At 64.0% G+C, this 20,824-nt stretch carries 20 protein-coding genes, 1 tRNA gene and 1 pseudogene; 16 read left to right on the forward strand and 6 right to left on the reverse strand.

The genetic code is table 11. From position 1 onward, the window contains the following. Nucleotides 1–384: pseudogene (locus tag CI41S_RS30785) on the forward strand (IS5/IS1182 family transposase); the annotation flags it as partial. Between the two features lie 219 nt (nucleotides 385–603). Here the strand turns inward: CI41S_RS30785 and CI41S_RS30790 are convergent. Then, nucleotides 604–1,389, reverse strand: coding sequence for an SDR family NAD(P)-dependent oxidoreductase (locus tag CI41S_RS30790; RefSeq protein ID WP_139862932.1), 786 nt, complete (start codon nucleotides 1,387–1,389; stop codon nucleotides 604–606). A 137-nt stretch (nucleotides 1,390–1,526) separates the two neighbouring features. Between CI41S_RS30790 and CI41S_RS30795 the strand changes: the two genes are divergently transcribed. Both CI41S_RS30795 and CI41S_RS30800 read left to right on the forward strand, forming a co-directional pair. Next, nucleotides 1,527–2,234 (forward strand): histidine phosphatase family protein, encoded by a 708-nt coding sequence (locus CI41S_RS30795; protein ID WP_139862933.1) that lies wholly within the window; start codon nucleotides 1,527–1,529, stop codon nucleotides 2,232–2,234. A 40-nt stretch (nucleotides 2,235–2,274) separates the two neighbouring features. Next, nucleotides 2,275–3,042, forward strand: coding sequence for an SDR family NAD(P)-dependent oxidoreductase (locus tag CI41S_RS30800; protein ID WP_139484327.1), 768 nt, complete (start codon nucleotides 2,275–2,277; stop codon nucleotides 3,040–3,042). Nucleotides 3,043–3,124: 82 nt separating this feature from the next. Here CI41S_RS30800 and CI41S_RS30805 read toward each other — a convergent pair whose 3' ends face one another. Beyond that, a complete protein-coding gene (locus tag CI41S_RS30805) occupies nucleotides 3,125–4,348 on the reverse strand; it encodes a serine hydrolase domain-containing protein (protein ID WP_139862934.1) in 1,224 nt (407 codons plus the stop codon). Between the two features lie 104 nt (nucleotides 4,349–4,452). On the opposite strand from CI41S_RS30805, the gene CI41S_RS45075 reads away from it, so the two are divergent. Continuing rightward, on the forward strand, nucleotides 4,453–4,581 hold the full coding sequence (locus CI41S_RS45075; protein WP_283813145.1) for a hypothetical protein: 129 nt from the start codon (nucleotides 4,453–4,455) through the stop codon (nucleotides 4,579–4,581). A gap of 91 nt (nucleotides 4,582–4,672) precedes the next feature. Further along, nucleotides 4,673–4,748: transfer RNA gene (locus tag CI41S_RS30810), tRNA-Trp, on the forward strand. 56 nt (nucleotides 4,749–4,804) lie between these two features. Here the strand turns inward: CI41S_RS30810 and CI41S_RS30815 are convergent. The 3 genes from CI41S_RS30815 to CI41S_RS30820 all read right to left on the reverse strand — a co-directional run bounded on the left by CI41S_RS30815 (nucleotide 4,805) and on the right by CI41S_RS30820 (nucleotide 6,736). Beyond that, nucleotides 4,805–4,993 carry a hypothetical protein gene (locus CI41S_RS30815; protein WP_139484329.1) on the reverse strand — a complete coding sequence of 63 codons (189 nt, stop codon included), beginning with the start codon at nucleotides 4,991–4,993 and terminating at the stop codon, nucleotides 4,805–4,807. A 163-nt stretch (nucleotides 4,994–5,156) separates the two neighbouring features. After that, nucleotides 5,157–5,330: a hypothetical protein gene (locus CI41S_RS43785; RefSeq protein ID WP_172628254.1), complete on the reverse strand. Its 174-nt coding sequence runs from the start codon at nucleotides 5,328–5,330 to the stop codon at nucleotides 5,157–5,159. A 200-nt stretch (nucleotides 5,331–5,530) separates the two neighbouring features. Then, the gene (locus CI41S_RS30820) at nucleotides 5,531–6,736 is read right to left on the reverse strand and encodes an ABC transporter substrate-binding protein (RefSeq protein WP_139862935.1); all 1,206 of its coding nucleotides are present in this window, start codon (nucleotides 6,734–6,736) and stop codon (nucleotides 5,531–5,533) included. Nucleotides 6,737–6,907: 171 nt separating this feature from the next. On the opposite strand from CI41S_RS30820, the gene CI41S_RS30825 reads away from it, so the two are divergent. From CI41S_RS30825 to CI41S_RS30835, 3 genes are all read left to right on the forward strand, one after another. Continuing rightward, nucleotides 6,908–7,672: a FadR/GntR family transcriptional regulator gene (locus tag CI41S_RS30825; protein ID WP_139862936.1), complete on the forward strand. Its 765-nt coding sequence runs from the start codon at nucleotides 6,908–6,910 to the stop codon at nucleotides 7,670–7,672. Between the two features lie 52 nt (nucleotides 7,673–7,724). After that, nucleotides 7,725–9,338: an acyl-CoA synthetase gene (locus CI41S_RS30830; protein ID WP_139862937.1), complete on the forward strand. Its 1,614-nt coding sequence runs from the start codon at nucleotides 7,725–7,727 to the stop codon at nucleotides 9,336–9,338. Between the two features lie 175 nt (nucleotides 9,339–9,513). Then, on the forward strand, nucleotides 9,514–12,885 hold the full coding sequence (locus CI41S_RS30835; RefSeq protein WP_139862938.1) for an ATP-binding protein: 3,372 nt from the start codon (nucleotides 9,514–9,516) through the stop codon (nucleotides 12,883–12,885). Between the two features lie 75 nt (nucleotides 12,886–12,960). Here CI41S_RS30835 and CI41S_RS30840 read toward each other — a convergent pair whose 3' ends face one another. Beyond that, nucleotides 12,961–13,869 (reverse strand): DUF3313 domain-containing protein, encoded by a 909-nt coding sequence (locus CI41S_RS30840; RefSeq protein ID WP_139862939.1) that lies wholly within the window; start codon nucleotides 13,867–13,869, stop codon nucleotides 12,961–12,963. A gap of 204 nt (nucleotides 13,870–14,073) precedes the next feature. Between CI41S_RS30840 and CI41S_RS30845 the strand changes: the two genes are divergently transcribed. The 8 genes from CI41S_RS30845 to rplJ all read left to right on the forward strand — a co-directional run bounded on the left by CI41S_RS30845 (nucleotide 14,074) and on the right by rplJ (nucleotide 20,788). Then, on the forward strand, nucleotides 14,074–14,820 hold the full coding sequence (locus CI41S_RS30845) for a response regulator (RefSeq protein ID WP_139862940.1): 747 nt from the start codon (nucleotides 14,074–14,076) through the stop codon (nucleotides 14,818–14,820). After that, on the forward strand, nucleotides 14,820–16,160 hold the full coding sequence (locus CI41S_RS30850) for an ATP-binding protein (RefSeq protein ID WP_139862941.1): 1,341 nt from the start codon (nucleotides 14,820–14,822) through the stop codon (nucleotides 16,158–16,160). The genes CI41S_RS30845 and CI41S_RS30850 overlap by 1 nt, the downstream gene beginning before the upstream one ends. Before the next feature lie 485 nt (nucleotides 16,161–16,645). Then, nucleotides 16,646–16,837: a preprotein translocase subunit SecE gene (gene secE, locus CI41S_RS30855; protein WP_139484336.1), complete on the forward strand. Its 192-nt coding sequence runs from the start codon at nucleotides 16,646–16,648 to the stop codon at nucleotides 16,835–16,837. A 20-nt stretch (nucleotides 16,838–16,857) separates the two neighbouring features. Then, a complete protein-coding gene (nusG, locus tag CI41S_RS30860) occupies nucleotides 16,858–17,391 on the forward strand; it encodes a transcription termination/antitermination protein NusG (protein WP_016840553.1) in 534 nt (177 codons plus the stop codon). A gap of 128 nt (nucleotides 17,392–17,519) precedes the next feature. Continuing rightward, nucleotides 17,520–17,948 (forward strand): 50S ribosomal protein L11, encoded by a 429-nt coding sequence (gene rplK / locus CI41S_RS30865; RefSeq protein WP_006611824.1) that lies wholly within the window; start codon nucleotides 17,520–17,522, stop codon nucleotides 17,946–17,948. 6 nt (nucleotides 17,949–17,954) lie between these two features. Next, nucleotides 17,955–18,647: a 50S ribosomal protein L1 gene (rplA, locus tag CI41S_RS30870; protein WP_139484337.1), complete on the forward strand. Its 693-nt coding sequence runs from the start codon at nucleotides 17,955–17,957 to the stop codon at nucleotides 18,645–18,647. Nucleotides 18,648–18,744: 97 nt separating this feature from the next. Further along, nucleotides 18,745–19,698 carry a 2-hydroxyacid dehydrogenase gene (locus CI41S_RS30875; RefSeq protein WP_139862942.1) on the forward strand — a complete coding sequence of 318 codons (954 nt, stop codon included), beginning with the start codon at nucleotides 18,745–18,747 and terminating at the stop codon, nucleotides 19,696–19,698. Nucleotides 19,699–20,269: 571 nt separating this feature from the next. Further along, on the forward strand, nucleotides 20,270–20,788 hold the full coding sequence (gene rplJ / locus CI41S_RS30880) for a 50S ribosomal protein L10 (protein ID WP_139484339.1): 519 nt from the start codon (nucleotides 20,270–20,272) through the stop codon (nucleotides 20,786–20,788). Nucleotides 20,789–20,824 lie beyond the last annotated feature (36 nt).

Below are 20,824 nucleotides of genomic sequence, written 5' to 3' on the forward strand. Positions count from 1 at the left end.
CGGCTTGCGGGCCTTTATGGTCACGCGAAGCGTTACCTTGTCGACGGCGGGTTCAACAAGCACGAAGACATCGAATGGGCTGCTAGCCAGGGGATCAAGGTCTATGGCCCGCCGGCCAACAGCAAGCATGGGAGCGATCCCTATGCACCACGCCCCGAGGACGGCCCCGGCATGGCCGCCTGGCGCAGACGGATGAAAAGCCTGCACGGCAAGAGCGTCTACAAACGCCGGGCGCCGGGCGAATGCATCAACGCCCGCTTCCGCAACTGGGGCCTGCGCCAGTTCACGGTTCGGGGTCGCGAAAAAGTGCTCACCGTGCTGCGCTGGTTCGCCCTCGCCAACAACGTCCTCGCCGGACACAGGCTCCTGGCCCAAGCAGCATAACCAAACACCAGCGACCTTGAGGGTTGCGCCCTGATCGCCATCGCTCTACTGGGCCAAATGGCGCGGTCACCCCTGTTAGGGTCACAAGCTCTCAGGATGACGGAACAAGCAACGGTGCAACACAGCGTCGTCCCAGCGAACACCCGCCGCGGAGTATGGGTCCCGGCTCCCGTGCGCAATTGCGCACTAGGCCGGGACGACGAGTTGATGGAGTCTTTGCTAAATCGGCTTGCCCGTATACGGCATCGACGCCGTCAGGCCGCCGTCGACCGGGATCGCCTGGCCGTTGACGTAGGACGCCTCGTCGCTGGCCAAAAACAATCCCATCGCGGCGAGCTCGTGCGGCTGGCCGGCGCGCTTCAGCGGGTTGAGCTGGCCGATCTTGTCCGCCGTGCCGCGCTCCTTGGCGCGGTCGAACACCGGCTTGGTCATGCCGGTCTCGATCAGGCCGGGGCAGATTGCGTTGATGCGCACGCCGGTGCCGGAGAGCGAGTAGGCGGTGGTCTGCACCAGGCTGATGACGCCGGCCTTGCTGGCGCCGTAGGGATGGCCGCTGGCGCCGGACTTCAGGCCGGCGACGGAGGCGGTGCAGACGATCGAGCCAAAGCCCTGCTTGGTCATGTGCGGGATCGAATGCTTGATGGCGAGGAACGGACCGATCAGATTGACGCGCAGCACCTCCTGCCAGTGCTCGACGGTCTGGTCGGCGAGCGGCACCAGTCCGCCGCTGACGCCGGCATTGGCCCAGATCGCATCGAGCTTGCCGTATGTTGCAACCGCCTTGGCGATGAAGGCTTTCACGTCGCTCTCCGAGCCTGCATCCGCTACAACGGCTTCCACCGTGCCGCCGGCATCGCGCACGAGTTTTGCGGTTTCGTTGACGCCGTCGCTGCGATCGACTGCGATCAGCTTGGCGCCTTCCTTGGTGAACAACAGCGAGGCGGCGCGGCCGATGCCGCTTCCTGCGCCGGTGATGATGACGGATTTGCCTTCGAGGCGGCCCATGCGTTTCTCCCTGGTCACGAGCTCCGCTACGCCTGCCGCGCGACGGAATTCAAACAAAATTTCAAACGTCTGAAGGACTTGAGGCCATCAGCGCTCTGACGTACAGCGACTGACGACAGTATGGAAGGGCCCTTGCGATGTCCAACCCAGACCAACCCAAGGTGATCGTGACGCGCTGGTGGTGGGTGCGCCACGCACCGGTGCGCAGCGACGGCGGCAACATCTACGGGCAGGCCGATATCGAGTGCGACACCGGCGATACCGAAGTGTTCGAGGCGGTCGCCAAGATGCTGCCGCGCCGCGCCGTGTGGTACTCGAGCCATCTGAAACGCACGCATCAGACCGCGGCCGCGATCTGGGCCGCCGGATTCCCAAAGCCCGACGGCATGACGCAGGAACCAGCGTTCGCCGAGCAGCATCTCGGCGCGTGGCAGGGCATGAACCGCGCCACGTTTCTCGCCAGCCGTCCGGCCGGCAGCACCTGGTTCGCCGATGTCAACGAGCCGGCGCCGGGCGGCGAGAGCTATATGGACATGTACACCCGCGTCTGCCGTGCGATCGTGCGGATCAACACGGCGGAGGCGGGCAGGGATGTGATCGCGGTCGGCCATGGCGGCGTGATCAAATGTGCGGTGGGGCTCGCGCTCGGCGGCCAGCCGGATCGCGGCCTGGCCTTCGACATCGACAATGTCTCGGTGACGCGGCTCGATCATGTCGCGGGACCCGGCCTGTCGACCTGGCGCCTGCCGATGGTGAACCAGCAGCCCTGGATCGCCGATCCGCGACACGCCGCAATGCATCAGCAGGCCGGGCCCGAGGTGCGGCCGGCGACCAAGCTCGCGTAGAACGCTGCCAAGCTCAACGAGAATTCAAAGGGAGAGAACCATGACTTTGTTCGACATGAAGGGAAAAGTCGCCGTCATCACCGGCTCGACGCGCGGCATCGGGCTTGCCATCGCCGAGCGCATGGCCGAGCACGGCGCCAAGGTCGTGATCTCCTCGCGCAAGGCCGATGTTTGCGACCAGGTCGCCGCGGACATCAACGAGAAGTTCGGCAAGGGCACCGCGGTTGCGATCGCCGCCAACATCTCGTCGAAGGAAAATTTGCAGAACCTGGTCGACGAGAGCAACCGCGCCTTCGGCCGGATCGACGTCTTGGTCTGCAACGCCGCCTCAAATCCCTATTACGGTCCGCTCGCCGGCATCTCCGACGATCAGTTCAGAAAGATCCTCGACAACAACATCGTCGCCAACAACTGGCTGATCTCGATGGTGGTGCCGCAGATGATCGAGCGCAAGGACGGCTCGATCATCATCGTGTCCTCGATCGGCGGCTTGAAGGGCTCGACCATCCTCGGCGCCTACGCGATCTCGAAGGCCGCCGACATGCAGCTCGCGCGCAACCTCGCCTGCGAATACGGCAAGCACAATATCCGCGTGAACTGCATCGCGCCCGGCCTGATCAAGACCGATTTTGCCAAGGCGCTGTGGGACAATCCGGAAAATCTGAAGGCCTCGACCTCGCGCTCGCCGCTGCTGCGGATCGGCGTGCCCGACGAGATCGCGGGCGCCGCCGTGTTCCTCGGTTCGCGCGCCGGCGACTTCATGACCGGCCAGACCATGGTGATCGACGGCGGCGCGACGATCAGCTGACGCGAAGCGTCATCCCGGGGCGCGCGCAAGCGCGAACCCCCGATGCGCAATCGCGCATCGGGGATCTCGAGCCGCAAGGGCGCTACTCCACCGCCGCATACACCCCGTTGCGCACCAGCGAGCGGAAGTATTCGCGCTGGCCGGGGCCCTGCATCATGAAGACCGCGATCAGTTCTTCGCTCGGATCGATCCAGAAGAAGGTGCCGGCCATGCCGCTCCAGAAGAACTGGCCGACCGAGCCCGAGAACGACGCCATGCCCTGCTGGGTGCGCACCGCGAAGCCGAGGCCGAAGCTGTGGCCGGGCGGCACCAGGGTGCCCTGGATCTTGACGTCCGCGCCGAGGTGATCGGAGGCCATCAGCTGCAGCGTCTTGCGGCCGATGATCCTGACGCCATCGAGCGTGCCGCCGCCCAGCAGCATCTGCGCGAACCGCGCATAGTCCATCGTGGTCGAGACCAGCCCGCCGCCGCCGGACTCCATCGCCGGCTTCTCCAGCATGTTGAACAGCTGCACCTTCTCGCCCGTCCAGGGATCGTTGGCAAAGGCCTCGGCAAGCCGGCCGGCATTCTGCTCGCCGGTGTGGAAGGCGGTCTCGGTCATCTGCAGCGGCGCGAGGATGCGCTCGGTCAGGAATGTGCCGAGGGTCTGGCCGCTGACCACCTCGATGATGCGGCCGAGGATATCGGTGGAGCGGCTGTAGTTCCACTCGGCGCCGGGCTGGCAGATCAGCGGCATGCCGGCGAGTAGGGTGGCGTGCTCGGCATTGGTGATCTTGCGGCTGCGCAGCCGCGACTGCTGGTAGAGCTGCTGCACCAGGCCGTTGCCGGTGTGGTCGTAGGTCAGCCCCGAGGTGTGGCGGAGCAGGTCCTGGATCGTCATCGGACGCTTGGCGGGGACCAGCTCGAGCTTGCCGTTGTGCTCGACGCCGACCTTGGTCTCGGCGAACTCGGGAATGAACTTTGCAACGGGATCGTTGAGCAGGAAGTGGCCGTCCTCCAGCAGCATCATGATGCCGATCGAGACGATCGGCTTGGTCATCGAGAAGATGCGGAAGATCGTGTCATGGGCCATCGGCGCGCTGGCGGTCGGGCTCTGCCGGCCGATCGCGTCGAACCAGCCGATCTGGCCGCGCCGCGCCACCAGCACGGTCGCGCCGGGCAGGCTGCCCTTGTCGACCTCGCGCTTGAAGGTGTCGCTCATCGCCTGCAGCCGCCTGCTCGACAGCCCGATCGATTCGGGCTTGGCGAGGGGGAGGGACGGGGTGCCTTGGCCGGCAGCGTGTTTGGTGGCGGTTTGAGGGTTCATGGTCTCTCCCTGTGTTCTTGGTGTTGGCCCTTGCGGCGAGTGTGGCGCAGAGGCCGTGCCATGAACAGCCGTTCCGGCGCAATGCAGCTCCGGCGTCGCCGTGGATGCGGCGTCGTACCCGCCCGGTGCGTGGTGAAGAACTCGACAACTCTGACAAGCAGAGCCCGGCCGACAAGGTGATCGCGCGCTACCGCGAAACCTACCGGCTCTGGCTGCTCAACAACAAAGTCTAGCCGAGCGGGCGCCGCGTTCGCTTCGCCCTTGCATTCGGGGCATGGCTTATGCTTGAAACGGCGCGAACCGGCGGCGACGCCGGTTCCCTGCAGGAGTGTAGCTCAATTGGTAGAGCACCGGTCTCCAAAACCGGGGGTCGCAGGTTCGAGCCCTGCCACTCCTGCCAGCTAAATCAAATACTTAGCTGACGTTCCGGCTCCTCCGCAGCCATCCGCGTGAAGTCTATTTCTTTGCCTGGGCCTCGCGGGCCAACCGTTCGGCCCGCAGCCGCTTCATGTTGTCGTAGATGGCTTCCTGGGCAAGCTCGTGCTCGCGCATCGCGCGCACAGCATCCTGCCGACGCTCTGCGTCCCTGGCTTTACGTTGATCCCGGGTGAGTTTCTCGCGCTCGGCGACGGTTTCATTTGACATCCCATTCATAACGCGGAGCACCCGCGTAAGTTCCCGGGAAAGGGAATAACGGGAGCATCTCACATCCTGGACAGCGCCAGCGCGAAGCAGGAAATCAGCGTCGCGGTGCTGAGGATGATGACCACAAGCGCTTGCTCGGTGCGGGCCTGCAGGGTTTTCCGGCTCATCGCGACACCGCCCGCTGATCTTGATCAGCCAGAACGACGACGATCTCACCGCACTGTTCGCAGCGCGCCGTCAGGAAGCGCGTCGCGGTCTGGGTATCGACATAGGATCTCAGGTTTGCGATCTCGCGCCCACACTTGCAGCGGGCGATGGTTTCCTCTCTTTGGGGCATGGCATGATCTCCCGCGCGAAAATCATGCTGGTCCAACCAACGTATGATAAGTCCGTTCCCCGTTCGGCAAGGAACTCAATGTGTTCCGAACGCGGGAACCTCACCCGCCAACGCGGCAGCTTGCAGACGCTGCATGCCGAAGCGTCTCACGCCACGACCGGAGGCTCGCAGGCGCAAGCCCCGGCCTTGATCATGTCGCGCTACTTGAGCAGCGGGCAGCCGCCGTCCTTCAGCGGCCGGAACGCCTGCTCGCCGGGGACTTCGGCGAGCACCTTGTAGTAATCCCACGGCGCCTTCGATTCCTCGGGCTTCTTGACCTCGAACAGGAACATCGAGTGCACCATGCGGCCGTCCTCGCGGACAAAACCGTTGTCGGTGAAGGCGTCGCGGACCGGGGTCTCGCGCATCTTCGCCAGCACCGGCTTGGTCTCCTTGGTGCCCGCGGCCTTCACCGCGTTGAGGTAGTGCAGGGTGGCGCTGTACGTCGCGGCCTGGTTCATGGTCGGCATCCGCTTCATGCGCTCGAAGAAGCGCTTGCCGAAGGCGCGGGTGCGGTCGTTGAGATCCCAGTAATAGGCCTCGGTGATGATCAGGCCCTGCGCCAGGTTCAGCCCGAGGCTGTGGATGTCGGAGATGAACATCACGACGCCGGCGAGGTTCTGGCCGCCCGCGACGATGCCGAACTCGGCGGCCTGCTTGATGGTGTTGATGGTGTCGCCGCCGCCATTGGCCATGCCGATGATCTTGGCCTTCGAGGCCTGGGCCTGCAGCAGGAACGAGGAAAAATCCGGCGTGTTGAGCGGATGCCGCGCGCTGCCGACCACCTTGCCGCCGGCGGCACGGACCACGTCACCGGTGTCGCGCTCGATCGAATGGCCGAACAGATAGTCGGCGGTGATGAAGAACCAGGTGTCGCCGCCGTTCTTCACGATCGCGCTGCCGACGGTGTGGGCGTTGGCGTAGGTGTCGTAGGTCCAGTGCAGCGTGTAGGGCGAGCACGACTTTCCGGTGATGTCCGAGCTCGCCGCATCGGTCACGATCATGATCTTCTCGAACTGCTTCGACATCTCCATGCCGGCCAGCGCGGTTGCCGAGGTCGGCATGTCGATGATCATGTCGACGCCTTCGGCCTCGTACCATTTGCGGGTGATGGTGGCGGCGACGTCGGCCTTGCTCATCGGGTCGGCGGTGACAACCTCGATCGGCTTGCCGAACATGCTGCCGCCGAATTCCTCGATCGCCATCTTGGTGGCTTCGACATTCCCGGCGCCGCCGATGTCGGAATAGACCGACTGGAAATCGGTCAGCACGCCGATCTTGAGCGGCGTCTGCTGCGCGAGCGCGGGCCCTGCCAGCACTGCTGCGAGCAGCGCGGCGGCGGACAGAATGGTGACGGTGGACCTCATGACGTGCCTCCCCAGGGTCTTCTTATGAGTTTGTCCGACAAAGCTAGATTTGGCCGTTTGGGGAGTCAATTCGGCAGGGCCAGGCGCGGCATTTCGCCCTGGAATGGCTCGTTTGACGCTCTCCACGGTCTTGTTATACTTTGTCGGACAATCAACAATCGGGAGCCCGAGGTGGCCGCCACGCCGCTATTCCGCCGTATCGACGTCGCGCCGGCCTACCAGAAGGTCGCCGACGCGATCGAACGCGAAATCATCAACGGCCGGATCAAGCCGGGCGAGCCGATCGGCACCGAGCAGCAGCTCGTCGAGCAGTTCGGCGTCAACCGATCGACGGTGCGCGAAGGCATTCGCGTGCTCGAGGAAGGCGGGCTGATCCGCCGCGATTCCAGCCGCCGGCTGCAGGCCTGCCTGCCGCGCTACAACAAGCTCGCCACCCGGCTGTCGCGCGCGTTGATCCTGCACGAGGTGACGTTCCGCGAACTGTTCGAGGCGTCGATGACGCTGGAGGTCGCGAGCGTCGAGGGCGCGGTGGAGCGGGCGACCGACGAGAACATCAGGGAGCTTGCCGACAATCTGGCGCGCAGCGCCGAGGTGGTCGGCAATCCGGCTGTTCTCGCCGAGCTCGACGCGGAGTTTCACGTGCTGATGGCCAAGGCGTCGCAGAACCGTGTGCTCCAGCTCGCCCGCGAGCCGGCCGCGCAGCTGTTCTTTCCGACCACCGAGATGATCGTCGGCGGCGTGCCGGAAGGCGGCGCGCGCCTCGTCGAGGCGCATCGCCATCTGCTGGAGGCGATCAAGCGGCGCGACAAGGCGGCCGGCGTGTTGTGGACCCGTCGCCACCTGCAGGATTGGCGGCGCGGATTCGAAAAGATTGCCTCGCTCGATCGCTCGGTCGAGCACACCTACATGGAGCACGCCTACGCCGCCCGGCAATAGGCGGCGCGACGGCAGGCAAGACAACGACAACAAGCACATTCGGGAGGGACAGATGAGCGGAGATATCGCAGTCACCATTCAACGCGCGCGCGAGCACAGCATTGGCGATTTGTTGCGCCGGTCGGCGCGGCGCTATCCGAACAAGACCGCGCTGATCTGCGGCGAGGTGAGCTGGACCTTTGCGGAGATGGATGCGATCTGCAACCGCCTCGCGCGCGGCCTGCTCGGACTCGGCATCGCGAAGGGCGATCGCGTCGCAGTGCTGTCGCGCAATTCGCATGCCTTCGCAGCGCTCCGCTTCGCGGTGGCGCGGATCGGCGCGATCCTGGTGCCGATCAATTTCATGCTGAACCCGGACGAGATCAATTTCATCCTCGCCAACTCCGGCGCAAGGCTGCTCGCGGTCGGGCCCGATTTCGTGGAGACGGCGCGCGCTGCGGCGGCCAAGGGCTCGGCGGTCGAAACGCTGGTCTGGCTGCCGGGCGAAGATCCGGCAGCAGCGCCCGCGGGCATCAAGACGTTCGACGGTCTGCTGCACGGCGACGCGTCGGCGCCCGACGCGTCCGTCGACAGCAGCGATCCCGCGCAGATCATCTACACCAGCGGCACCGAGTCGCTGCCCAAGGGCGCGATCCTCACCCATGAGGCGGTGATGTGGCAGTATGTTAGCTGCATCATCGACGGCGGCATGGCGACCGACGACACGGTGCTGCACGCGCTGCCGCTCTATCATTGCGCGCAGCTCGACGTCTTTCTGGGACCCGCGATCTATCTCGGCGCCACCAGCCTGATCACCGGCAAGCCGGTCGCCGACAACATCCTGGCGCTGATCGCGGCCCACAAGATCAACGCGTTCTTCGCGCCGCCGACGATCTGGATCGCGATGCTGCGCGCGCCGGCGTTCGATCGCACCGACTTGTCGACGCTGCACAAGGGTTATTACGGCGCATCGATCATGCCGGTCGAGGTGTTGCTCGAGCTGCAGCGCCGGCTGCCGGACGTCAAATTCTGGAATTTCTACGGCCAGACCGAGATCGCGCCGCTCGCGACCGTGCTGGCGCCGGAGGACCAGCTGCCGAAGGCCGGCTCGGCCGGCAAGCCTGCGATCAACGTCGAGACGCGGGTGGTCAATCCCGATATGACCGACGTCAGGGGCGGCGAGGTCGGCGAGATCGTGCACCGCTCGCCGCATTTGTTGTCCGGCTACTACAATGATCCGGTGAAGACCGCTGCGGCCTTCGCGGGCGGCTGGTTTCACTCCGGCGATCTCGCGACCGTCGACGCCGACGGCTACATCACCGTGGTCGACCGCGTGAAGGACATGATCAAGAGCGGCGGGGAGAATGTCGCCAGCCGCGAGGTCGAGGAGATGATCTACCGGCTGCCGGCGGTGTCGGAGGTGGCGGTGGTCGGGCTGCCCGATCCGCGCTGGATCGAGGCGGTGACGGCGATCGTCGTGGTCAAGGCCGGGCAAAGCCTCGACGCCGACGCGGTGATCAAGCATTGCGCGGCATCGATGGCGCACTTCAAGGTGCCGAAGCAGGTCATCTTCGTCGACAGCCTGCCGAAGAACCCGAGCGGCAAGCTGCTCAAGCGCGAGCTGCGCCAGCGCTATGTCGGCGGCGCCACGCTCGACCAGGCGGTACAGAAGAGCTTTGCCGGATAGGCTACTGGCCCGTAGCCGACTTTTGCTTAAAGTGTCGCAATGTCCGCTGCCGGGAGGGAAGCCGACCAGGGGTAGGCAACGCGCCGTGGTCGGCTTGTGATCCAGACCGGTCATTTCTCTGGACAGAGTGCCTCTCCGGGAGAAAGATGGGGCCAGGCAAACTGGGGCGCCATAAATGGACCTCGGCGATTGGCTGCAGAGGCTTGGCCTGGGACAATATGCGGCGGCATTTCGTGATCACCAGATCGATGACGCCGTCCTACCTACCTTAACCTCTGAGGATTTGAGGGACCTTGGTGTCGGGCTGGTTGGGCATCGCCGAAAGCTGCTCGACGCCATCGCCGCTTTGCGCGTTAAAGCCGACATTTCTGACCCCTTATCCGACGCTCCCGAAGTGGCCGTCGAAGCCGCCGTCAACGCTGAACGTCGTCAGGTCACCGTGATGTTCTCGGACTTGGTCGGCTCAACGGCGCTTTCCGTGCGGATGGATCCAGAGGACTTGCGGGAGATCATTGCAGCGTACCAGCAGTGCGTAGCCAATACTGTCCGCCGCTTCGCTGGCTTCGTCGCAAAATACATGGGCGACGGGGTCCTGATTTATTTCGGCTACCCGACCGCACATGAGGATGACGCCGAGCGCGCGGTTCGCGCCGGCCTCGCACTGATCAATGCGGTTTCTACGCTCCCCACGCCTGAGACCTTACAAGTGCGAATTGGGGTCGCCACCGGTCTGGTGGTGGTCGGAGATCTCGTTGGGACCGGCGAAGCGCAGGAGCGCAGTATTGTCGGAGAGACGCCGAACCTTGCCGCACGCCTTCAGGCCATTGCCGAGCCAAACACGGTCGTTATTGCCGACGCCACCCGCAAGCTCCTCGGTAATCTCTACGAGCTTCGAGACATTGGAGCAAAAGAGCTCAAGGGGATCTCCGGTCCGGTGCGAGCCTTCGTGGCGCTGAGGGCCAGTTCTGTAGCGAGCCGCTTCGAGGCGATGCATCCCAGCGGCCTGACAGCACTAATCGGGCGAGAAGAAGAACTAGAACTACTGTTGCGCCGTTGGGCGAGAGCAAAGAGCGGCGATGGGCAGGTGGCGCTGGTGTCTGGCGAAGCCGGCATCGGCAAATCCAGGCTCACCGCAGGGTTGATGGAGGCGATTGCAGCCGAATCACATGTGCGCTTGCGCTATTTTTGCTCTCCACAGCACACGGACAGCGCGTTTTATCCAATTATTGGACAGTTTGAACGTGCCGCCGGATTTGCAGTGGGCGACACAGCGGCAGCAAGGCTAGAAAAGCTTGATAGGCTCCTTGCACGCACTCGGACGTCCCAGCAAGACGCAGCGCTCATTGCCGAGATGCTATCGCTTCGAAACGACGGCCGCTTCCCCGTTCTGGAACTTGGTCCCGAACAGCGGCGGCAGAAGACGTTGGAAGCGCTTGGCACTCAGTTGCAGACGTTAGCACGCTCAAACCCCTTGCTGATGATCGTTGAGGATGCGCATTGGGCTGATCCCACCAGCCTGGAAGCGTTCGGTCGCACGGTCGACTTGGTCCCAAGCGTTCCCATTCTCATGATCGTGACGTATCGGCCTGAGTTCGAGGCACCCTGGATCGGGCAGCCGCACGTTACGGTCCTCGCGCTCAATCGGCTGGGTCATCGCGAGGTCGGCAGCATGATCGACTGCGTCGTTGGCGACAAGGCGTTACCCGTAGACGTCAGAAAAGCCATCATCGAACGGACTGACGGCATCCCATTGTTTGTCGAAGAGATGACAAAAGCCGTGCTTGAGACCGGTGGCGAGCTGGAAGCAATGCAGATTGCGGCTGCAGTCCCCTCTCCAGCGCTCGCAGTGCCTCCGAGTTTGCATGCTTCTTTGATGGCGCGGCTCGATCGGCTCGGCCCCGCCAAGGAGCTTGCACAGATCGGCGCAGCAATAGGTCGAGTCTTTTCACACGCGCTGTTGAGTGCGGTAACCAGCAAGACCGATGCGGAGTTGGATTTGGCATTGGATCGTCTCATTGCGGCTGGCTTGCTATTCCGGCAGGGAATGTCACCAAATGTGAATTACCTGTTCAAGCATGCACTGGTCCAGGATGCCGCGTATGGCACGCTGTTACGAGGGCCGAGACGCGTTCTTCATGCCCGCATAGCCGACACTCTCGAGACCAAATTTGTGGAGGTGATAGCAACTCAACCGCAGTTACTGGCCCATCACTGCACCGAAGCGGGGCTGATCCAGAAGGCCGCGCGCCTCTGGGGCGATGCCGGACAACAGTCGCTTGCTCGGTCAGCTCTGATCGAAGCGGCGGCTCAGCTCACAAGGGCTCTCAACCAGATTACTGGCTTGCCGACGACGACCGCGCTGCGCCGTGAGCAAATCAAGTTCCAAGTGGCACTCGCCAACGTAATGATGCACACAAAAGGCTACGCCGCTCCTGAGACCAAAGCTGCTGTAGATCAAGCGCGCGTTTATATCGACCGAGCGGAGGCTCTTGGAGAACCTCCCGAAGATCCATTGCTACTGTTCTCCGTCCTCTACGGCTCTTGGGTTGCGAGTTTCGTGTCATTCAAAGGCGACATTTGCAGCCGTCTCGCCAGAGATTTCCTGTCGCTTGCAGAGAACAAGGATGAGAAAGCGATGCGCATGATTGGGCATCGCCTAACGGGTAGCGCTCTGCTGCTTACGGGGGAAATTGCGAAAGCTAGGATGCACTACGATCAGGCTATTGCGGTATATGATCCTGACGAGCACCGTACGCTAGCGATGCGGTTCGGCCAGGACACCGAAGTAGCGTGCTTGTCATTTCGATCCGTGGCTCAATGGTTGCTGGGTTATCCAGAGGCTGCTCTCGCAGACACAGAGCGTGCGCTCAGGACTGCTCGCTCGATTGGCCAGGCCACGACGCTGATGTTTGCGTTGAGGCACGTGTCCGTAACTTGCATTCAGTGTGGTGCCTACGAGGCGGCAAGCGCGCAAATCGATGAGCTTGTCGCTTTGGCCGATGAAAAAGGAGCCTCTCTCTGGAGGGCTCTGGCCACTGTCGATAAGGGCTATGTGTTCACCCTAACCGGCAGACCGCGGGACGCCGTACAAATGATCACTTCCGGCATCGGGGTTGCAAGATCGACGGGCTCAACAGTGTTTATGCAAGTAGATTTATCATATTTGGCGCTCGCATACGCTGCACTTGATCAGTTTGAAGAATCTTGGGACTGCCTTGACAAGGCGTTCACAGCGTCCGCGACGACAAAGGCGCACTGGTGGGAAGCAGAAACCAGTCGAATTGCTGGTGAAGTTGGACTTATGTCGCCGGTGCCGGATATAGCTAAGTCAGAGGCCTACTTCGATCGGGCGCTCGCCATCTCGCGTGCGCAACAGGCGAAATCCTGGGAGTTGCGTGCTGCGATGAGTATGGCGCGGCTGTGGCACGAGCAAGGGAAGCGGGATGAGGCTCGACAGCTCCTCGCTCCAGTCTACGGCTGGTTCACCGAGGGTTTCGACACCCCGGACCTGAAGCAGGCGAAAACCCTGCTCGAAGAGCTGGGCTAGGGTCATTTGCCGACCAGGGACGTCAGCGCCGTTGGCCCGAAGAAGACCGTGGAGCAGGGCGCCCCATAGGGTCGGCTATTGGCCGGTCGCCGCGGGCGCCTTGTCCGACCATTCCGGCGGCAGGCCGAGCTTGCCGGCGGCCATGCCGATCAGGCCGGGATTGCGCCCGAACGCCTCGCAGGCCGCATATTTCGGCTTGCCGCCGAGCGAGGCGCCGATCTTGTCGAACGACGGCAGCTCCGGCGCCTTGCCGAACGGCGTCGCGCCAGTGACGACGAGCTTGCTGAAGTCGTCGCTGAACGAGGAGGCGAGATCGTAGGCGTCAGCGGCGCTCGAGACCGTCGGCGAGTTGGTGAAGGAGTTGGCGCCGCGGGCCCAGACCATCGCCGCCTGCTGGCGGCTGGCGGGATCGCGCACCTCGGCTTCGACCGTCAGGCTGCCGAGCCCGACCGGCAGTCGCGGCACCGGTATCGGCACGCCGGCACCGAGCGCGGTCGGCAGGAAGCCGACCACCTTGGAGGCACCGGCAGCAACCTCGTCGGTCGGCGCCGCCTGGGTGACGAGCGCATGCGCGGTCAGGTCCGCGGGCTGATCGCGACCGACGACTTCAAGCCGCTCGCTCAGGCCCATGCACAGCGACCGATCGATCGCGTTGGCGACCAGATGTCGCTGCTCTTGCGACAGCGTCGGCGATGCGGCCTGGGAGAAGGTGGTCGGTACGATCCGTACCGTCTTCGCCGCAAGCACGTCGTCCTTGTTGACGCGCACCAGCGATTTCGCCAGCAGTCCGTCGGACTGCGTCAGGTTGTCGTAGGAAGCCAGCGATCCGCCCCTGGTCAACGGTGCGCTGGCGCAACCCGACAACAACGCCATCGCGACCGCAGCTCCGGCAAGCGACGCTGACCGGTTGTACTGGCCATCACGCCACGCCGGTCCCGTGCTCTGCGCATCCGCCGCAGCGCCCGGTCGAAATTCCAATTTCATGTCACCCCTCGACGACCGCTCACCCCACGAACGATCGCACGCCACGATAGAGCAGGGCCGCCGGGGCCGGGATTAAGAGATGTTAAGTCAGATATAGACCGCTGATACGCGCGACCTATTTGAGCCACATTTGGACGCGCAGGCTTAACAAAACGCTATATTTGCGCGCTGCGCATTGGCGGCCGACGCCTCTAAAATGCCGTGATGCAAATCCTGGAATACGACCTCGTGACTTTCCCCGTCACCAACGCGCGCATTCTCTGCGTCGAGGACGATGCCGACATCGCGCGGATGCTGGCCGAAGTGCTGCAGGACAGTGGCTTCAGGCCGGTGCTGGTCGGCTCGGCGGTGCAGATGGATGCACTGCTCAAGCGCGAGAGTTTCGATCTCATCGTGCTCGACGTGATGCTGCCGGGCGAGGATGGACTGAGCATCTGCCGGCGGCTGCGCGCCTCGTCGTCGATACCGATCATCATGGTGACGGCGCGCGGCGAGGACATCGACCGCATTCTCGGCCTCGAGCTCGGTGCCGACGACTATGTGACAAAACCGTTCAATTCGCGCGAGCTGGTGGCCCGCATCCGCGCGCTGCTGCGCCGGGTCGAGAGCGGCGCCGCCGCGCGGTCCCGGCCGCGTCCTCTGACCTTCGCCGGATGGCGCATCAACCCCACCACGCGCGAGCTGCATGACCCCGCCGGTGTCCGGATCACGCTGACCGGCGCCGAGTTCGACCTGCTGCTGGCGTTCTGCCGCAATCCGGGACAGGTGCTGTCACGCGAGCAGCTGATCGAGCAGGCGTTCGGCGGCCTGATCGCATCGGTCGAGCGCAGCATCGACGTCCATATCAGCCGCATCAGGCAGAAGATCGAGCCGGATCCGAAAGATCGCTCGATGATCAAGACGGTGCGGCTCGGCGGCTACGTGTTCACGCCTGCAGTCGAGCAGCTCTGATGCGATGGGCGCGGCGGCTGATCCCGCGCAGCATTGCCGCGCAGATCATGAGCCTCGTCGCGCTGTCCGAGCTGATCGGCATTGTGCTGGCGGCGGCGACGGTGATTTTTCTGTTCGATTCTCCCTCGATCAACGACACGCAGAAGTTTCTTGCGGGGAGGGTGACGGAGCTTGCGCAACTGCTGCGTTCGACGGCAACGCCGGCCGAAGCTGACGGGTTGCTGGCTGCGGCCAGGCGCGGCGGTCTCGACGTCAAGCGAGTCGCCTTGAGCGAACTGGTGCCGCGAACGGCCGGAGAGATGCGGCCGTTTTCCCTGCGATCGGTGTTTCGGCAGCTCACGGCCGAGCCGCGCATCGAGTTGCTGGAAGGGCTGCGCCATCCGGCGGGCTCATCGTCGCAGGTGGTCGTGAAGCTCGACGACGGTCACGCGCTGACGGCCGACGTCGCGACCGACGGCGGTTTCTGGTCCTTTCTGCTGCGTCCAGCCGCTGCGATGGTGATCGTCGTGCTGATCTCCATGCTGTTGCTCTCGATCTATGCGGTGCGGTGGGTGATCGCGCCGCTCGCCGAAGTCGCGAGCGCGGCGACCTCGTTCGGCCGCTCGCCGCGGGCGCCCGAGACGCTGCGCCGGCGCGGGCCGCTCGAAATCGCTCAAGTTGCCGATGCGCTGAACGACATGCGCACCCGGATCCGGGCGCTGCTCGATGACCGCACCCGCATGCTGGCTGCCATCAGCCACGACCTGCGGACGCCGCTGACCCGGCTCAGGCTGCGCTCCGAGCGGGTCCGCGAGGACACCCTGCGCACGGCGATGCTCGGCGACATCGCCAAGATGACCCGGATGATCAACGAGACGCTGGACTATTTGCGCGAGGATGCCCGCTCGGAGGCGCTCTCGTGCATCGACCTGCCGAGCTTTCTGCAGACCATCTGCTCGGACTTCGCCGACACCGGCCATGCGGTATCCTATGCCGGCCCGGCCCGGCTGCCCTATGTCTGCCGGCCCCGCGCGCTGTCGCGCGCCGTCACCAACATCGTGGAGAATGCGGTCAAGCACGGCAGCACGGTCACGGTCGCGCTGCGGCCCACGGCCACCGACCATATCGAGATCGAAGTGGCCGATGACGGCCCCGGCATCCCGCCGGCGCTGCGCGAAAAAGTGTTCGAGCCGTTCTTCAAGGCCGACAGCGCCCGGCAGGACAGCGGCGGCTTCGGGCTCGGGCTGTCGATCGCCCAGGACATCGCCAAGCGTCACGGCGGCAGCATCGCATTGAAGCCGCGGGAGCCGAGCGGCTTGCTTGTGTCGATGCTCCTGCCGCCGGAGCCCGTCCTGGCCTAGGAGGGGCGCTGGCCGGGCGGCGAGATAGCCTCAGGGGCCTGGACGCCCCCGGGAGCGGCGGCCGCCGGCTACTTTGCATGGGGTTGTTTTTCGGCATTTTTGGCAGGCCGGGACAAACCCGACCGTGACGACGTGGACTTGTCAGTTGCAGGAGGTCCGCAAGTGCCATATCCGGTAGCTCTGCCCTAGGACGTCCCGGATACTCCTCCGGCTAAGCCCTTGATTTGAGGTGGCCAATGCCCGCCCGCCCCGAGCCCGGCCGGAGCAGGGGCGGCCCCGGCGATCTTGACCTTTTGCCGTTCACGCAGTAGATACGCCGCACTCGCTGCCGGCCCGCTTAAATGACGGATATCCGGCGCGGCCGAAATCCCGAACAATCGAGCTCGTTTATTGGCTCAACCTTCACATGAGGGCTGGGCCCGCAAGATCGGCTGTTCGGATTCCTTAACTTTGCAACTAGTCCGGTGACGGACGCGGACCCAACGATGGCTTTCAGCCCGTTTAAATTCCTGCAGGAAGTGCGTTCGGAGACCGCGAAGGTCACCTGGCCGACGCGCCGCGAGACGATGATCACAACCATCATGGTGTTCGTGATGGTGGCGCTGGCCTCGGTCTTCTTTTTCGCTGCGGATCAGATCATCCGCTATCTGGTTACCCTGATCCTGGGCATCCACTGATGAGCACCGGAACTCTAGTGATGGACAAGCGCTGGTACATCGTCCACGCCTACTCGAACTTCGAGAAGAAGGTCGCGGAATCGATCCGCGAGCAGGCGAAGCAGCGCGGGCTGGAAGAGCTGTTCGAGCAGGTGCTGGTCCCGACCGAAAAGGTCACGGAGGTCCGCCGCGGCCGCAAGATCGACGCCGAGCGCAAGTTCTTCCCGGGCTATGTGCTGGTGAAGATGAAGCTGACCGACGAGGCGTTCCATCTGATCAAGAACACCCCGAAGGTGACCGGCTTCCTCGGCGCGGAAAACAAGCCGATGCCGATCTCGGAGGCCGAGGCGATGCGCATCCTGCACCAGGTGCAGGAGGGCGTGGAGCGGCCGAAGGCATCGGTGTCGTTCGAGATCGGCGAGAACGTCCGTGTGGCGGACGGTCCGTTCGCCTCGTTCTCGGGCGTGGTGGAAGAAATCGACGAGGCGCGCTCGCGCGTGAAGGTCGCGGTGTCGATCTTCGGCCGCGCCACCCCGGTCGAACTGGAATTCGGTCAGGTCGAAAAGGTGGTCTGACCGGGCGGCGTGAGGTATACGGCCTCACGTCAATAAGGCCGTGGGAGGGAGGAGGCGGTTTGCCAGCCCCTTCGACCGAACCACGGAACCTGAACCGCCGGCATCGTCCGGCATAACAGGAGTACAGAATGGCAAAGAAAGTGACCGGATACCTGAAGCTTCAGGTCCCGGCCGGTGCGGCGAATCCTTCGCCCCCGATCGGTCCCGCGCTTGGTCAGCGCGGTCTCAACATCATGGAATTCTGCAAGGCGTTCAACGCCCAGACCCAGAAGGAAGAGAAGAACACCCCGATTCCGGTGGTGATCACGATCTACGCCGATCGTTCGTTCACCTTCGAGATGAAGACCCCCCCGATGTCCTTCTTCCTCAAGCAGGCTGCCAAGATCCAGTCCGGCTCCAAGGCGCCGGGCCGCGACAAGGCCGGCAAGGTGACCAAGGCGCAGGTGCGCGAGATCGCCGAGAAGAAGATGAAGGATCTCAACTGCGATTCCATCGAGTCGGCCATGAAGATGGTCGAGGGCTCTGCCCGTTCGATGGGTCTGGAAGTTGCGGGGTAACGGGTCATGGCAATCGGAAAGCGTTTGAAGAAGGCCCGTGAGGGCGTCGACCGCGAACACCTCTATCCGCTCGCGGACGCCATCAAGATGGTCAAGGAGCGCGCCAAGTCGAAGTTCGACGAGACGATCGAGATCGCGATCAATCTCGGCGTCGACCCGCGCCACGCCGACCAGATGGTCCGCGGCGTCGTGATCCTGCCGAACGGCACCGGCCGCACGCTGCGCGTCGGCGTGTTCGCGCGCGGCGCCAAGGCCGAGGAAGCCAAGGCCGCCGGTGCCGACGTGGTCGGCGCTGAGGACCTGGTCGAGAAGGTGCAGGGCGGCACGATCGATTTCGACCGCTGCATCGCCACCCCCGACATGATGCCGCTGGTCGGCCGTCTCGGTAAGGTGCTCGGTCCGCGCGGCATGATGCCGAACCCGAAGATCGGCACCGTGACCATGGACGTCACCTCGGCCGTGAAGGGCGCCAAGGGCGGTTCGGTCGAGTTCCGCGTCGAGAAGGCCGGCATCGTGCAGGCCGGCATCGGCAAGGCCTCGTTCACCGAGGAGAAGCTGGTCGAGAACGTCAAGGCGCTCGCGGACGCGGTCGCCAAGGCGAAGCCGGCCGGTTCCAAGGGCACCTACATCCAGCGCGTGGCGGTTTCCTCCACCATGGGCCCGGGCGTGAAGGTCGAGCCGGGTACGATCCTCGGCTGAGGGCTTTTGCCGGAATGAGATAAAGAGGGGCGGGATCGGATTGCCGGTTCCGCCCCTTTGTTTTGGCGCGTGAAGGCTTTCGCAGGAAACAAGAACAATGCCCGACAAGGTCCTGGTCTATTCGCGCTTTCCCAAAGCTCAGCTGGTGCGCTTTGGCGAGCGCTACGAGATTCTCAACGCCGCCGGCCAGCGGCCGGACCAGGCGTTTGCGGCCAGCGAGATCGCCGACATCCGCGCGATGATCGCATCCGGCGGTGCGCCGCTTGGCGGCGATGTCATGGACACGCTGCCGAAGCTCGGTGCGATCGTCTGCTACGGCACCGGCTATGACGGCATCGATCTTGCGGCTGCGGCCCAGCGCGGAATCGTGGTCGGCCACAGCCCGGGCGCCAATGCGGCCTCGGTCGCCGACATCGCGGTGACCTTGATGCTGGCAGCGGTGCGGCGTCTGCCGGTGGCCGACAGTTATGTCCGCAGCGGCGACTGGGCCGGCCGCAAACCGTCGCCGATGATGCGGCCGCAGGCCGGGATGCGCGGCCGCAAGGTCGGCGTCTACGGCATGGGCGAGATCGGCCGCAAGATCGCGGCGCGGGTCGCCGCCTTCGAGACCGAAATCGGCTATTTCAGCCGCACCCGATACGACCTGCCGTATCAGTATTTGCCAAGCCTGGAGGCGCTCGCCGACTGGTGCAGCGTTTTGATGATCGCGGTCCGCGCCGGCGCCGACAACGTCAATGCGGTCGACGCCGATATTCTGCGCCGGCTCGGCAGCGACGGTTTTGTGGTCAACATCGCGCGCGGGTCGGTGATCGACCAGCCGGCGCTGGTCGCGGCGCTGACCGATGGAACCATCGCCGGCGCCGGCCTCGACGTCTTCGCCAGCGAGCCGCACGCGCCCGATGCGCTGACCGCGCTGCCGAACGTCGTGTTGTCGCCGCATCTCGGTGGCCACACTCTCGAATCCCATGTCGCGATGCAGGACTGCGTGCTGGCCAATCTCGACGCGTTCTTCGCCGGAAAGCCGTTGCCGTATGAGGTGCGGGGCGCCTGATCGAAACCGGTTCCGGCGCCGCGGCCGGCTTCCACAGGCTAAATGAAACTGGTCTGAATTTTGCTCTTGGCAAGTCCGGCGATACCGGCTAGATAACGCCTTCCGGGCGTGCTGGCACTTGCTGGCATGTCCGTGCTCGCATTCCGAAAACCTGAGATGATAGGAGATCATTCCTTTCCGCATGCCCGCAAGGATGCTCGAAAGGAAGGAGACCCGTCGGCTCAAGTGGAATGAGAGCAGGGTGTTCGGCTTCGGCCGATAGCCCGATCCTGTCCGAGACTGCAGGCGCCCGCGGGAACTTCGTGTTTTCAACGGCTTAATCGCATGGCCTGCATAGACGGGTGAAGACCGGATTTCGCACTCCAAGTCGCGCTTCGCGGCTGGAGGCTGATTTGGTTCGAACCTCGACAGCCCGGGGCCGCAAGGTCTTGGGAGGGCAGGCTTCTAGATGTCGTCTTGCCCGGCATGTCCGAAGGGCCCTGGCCCCGAGGAATCAGGTTTTGGGCAGGACGATGGGTGCAACCCGGCGGTCCTGCCTCGCGGAAAGGCCGCCAACCGGAGAGAGCTTGCTGTGGAACGAGCGGCAAAAAAAGAGGCGGTCGAACAGCTCAACGAGGTCTTCAAGACCACGGGCGTCGCGATCGTTGCTCACTATTCCGGCCTCACCGTGGCCCAGATGCAGAAGCTGCGTTCGCAGATGAAGCAGGCGGGCGCGTCGGTGAAGGTCTCGAAGAACCGTCTCGCCAAAATTGCTCTTGAAGGCACTGACGTCGCTGCCATCGGCTCCCTGCTGAAGGGGCCGACTGTGATCGCTACTTCGAACGATCCGGTCGCGGCGCCAAAGGTTGCCATCGAATTCGCCAAGGCGAACGAGAAGTTCGTCATCCTCGGCGGCTCGATGGGTAAAACCGTCCTGAATGTCGACAGCGTGAAGGCGCTTGCCTCACTGCCGTCGCTCGACGAACTGCGCGGCAAGATCGTGGGCCTCATCGTGGCGCCGGCGACCAAGCTCGCTCAGCTGTCCAACGCGCCCGCGGCCAAGCTCGCACGCGTCATTCAGGCTCATGCCTCAAAGGGCGAAGCGGCCTGACCCCTTCGCTAATCTCAAACCTGGTTCGAACCAAAC

Source organism: Bradyrhizobium ivorense (assembly GCF_900696085.1).
Taxonomy (GTDB): Bacteria; Pseudomonadota; Alphaproteobacteria; order Rhizobiales; family Xanthobacteraceae; genus Bradyrhizobium; species Bradyrhizobium ivorense.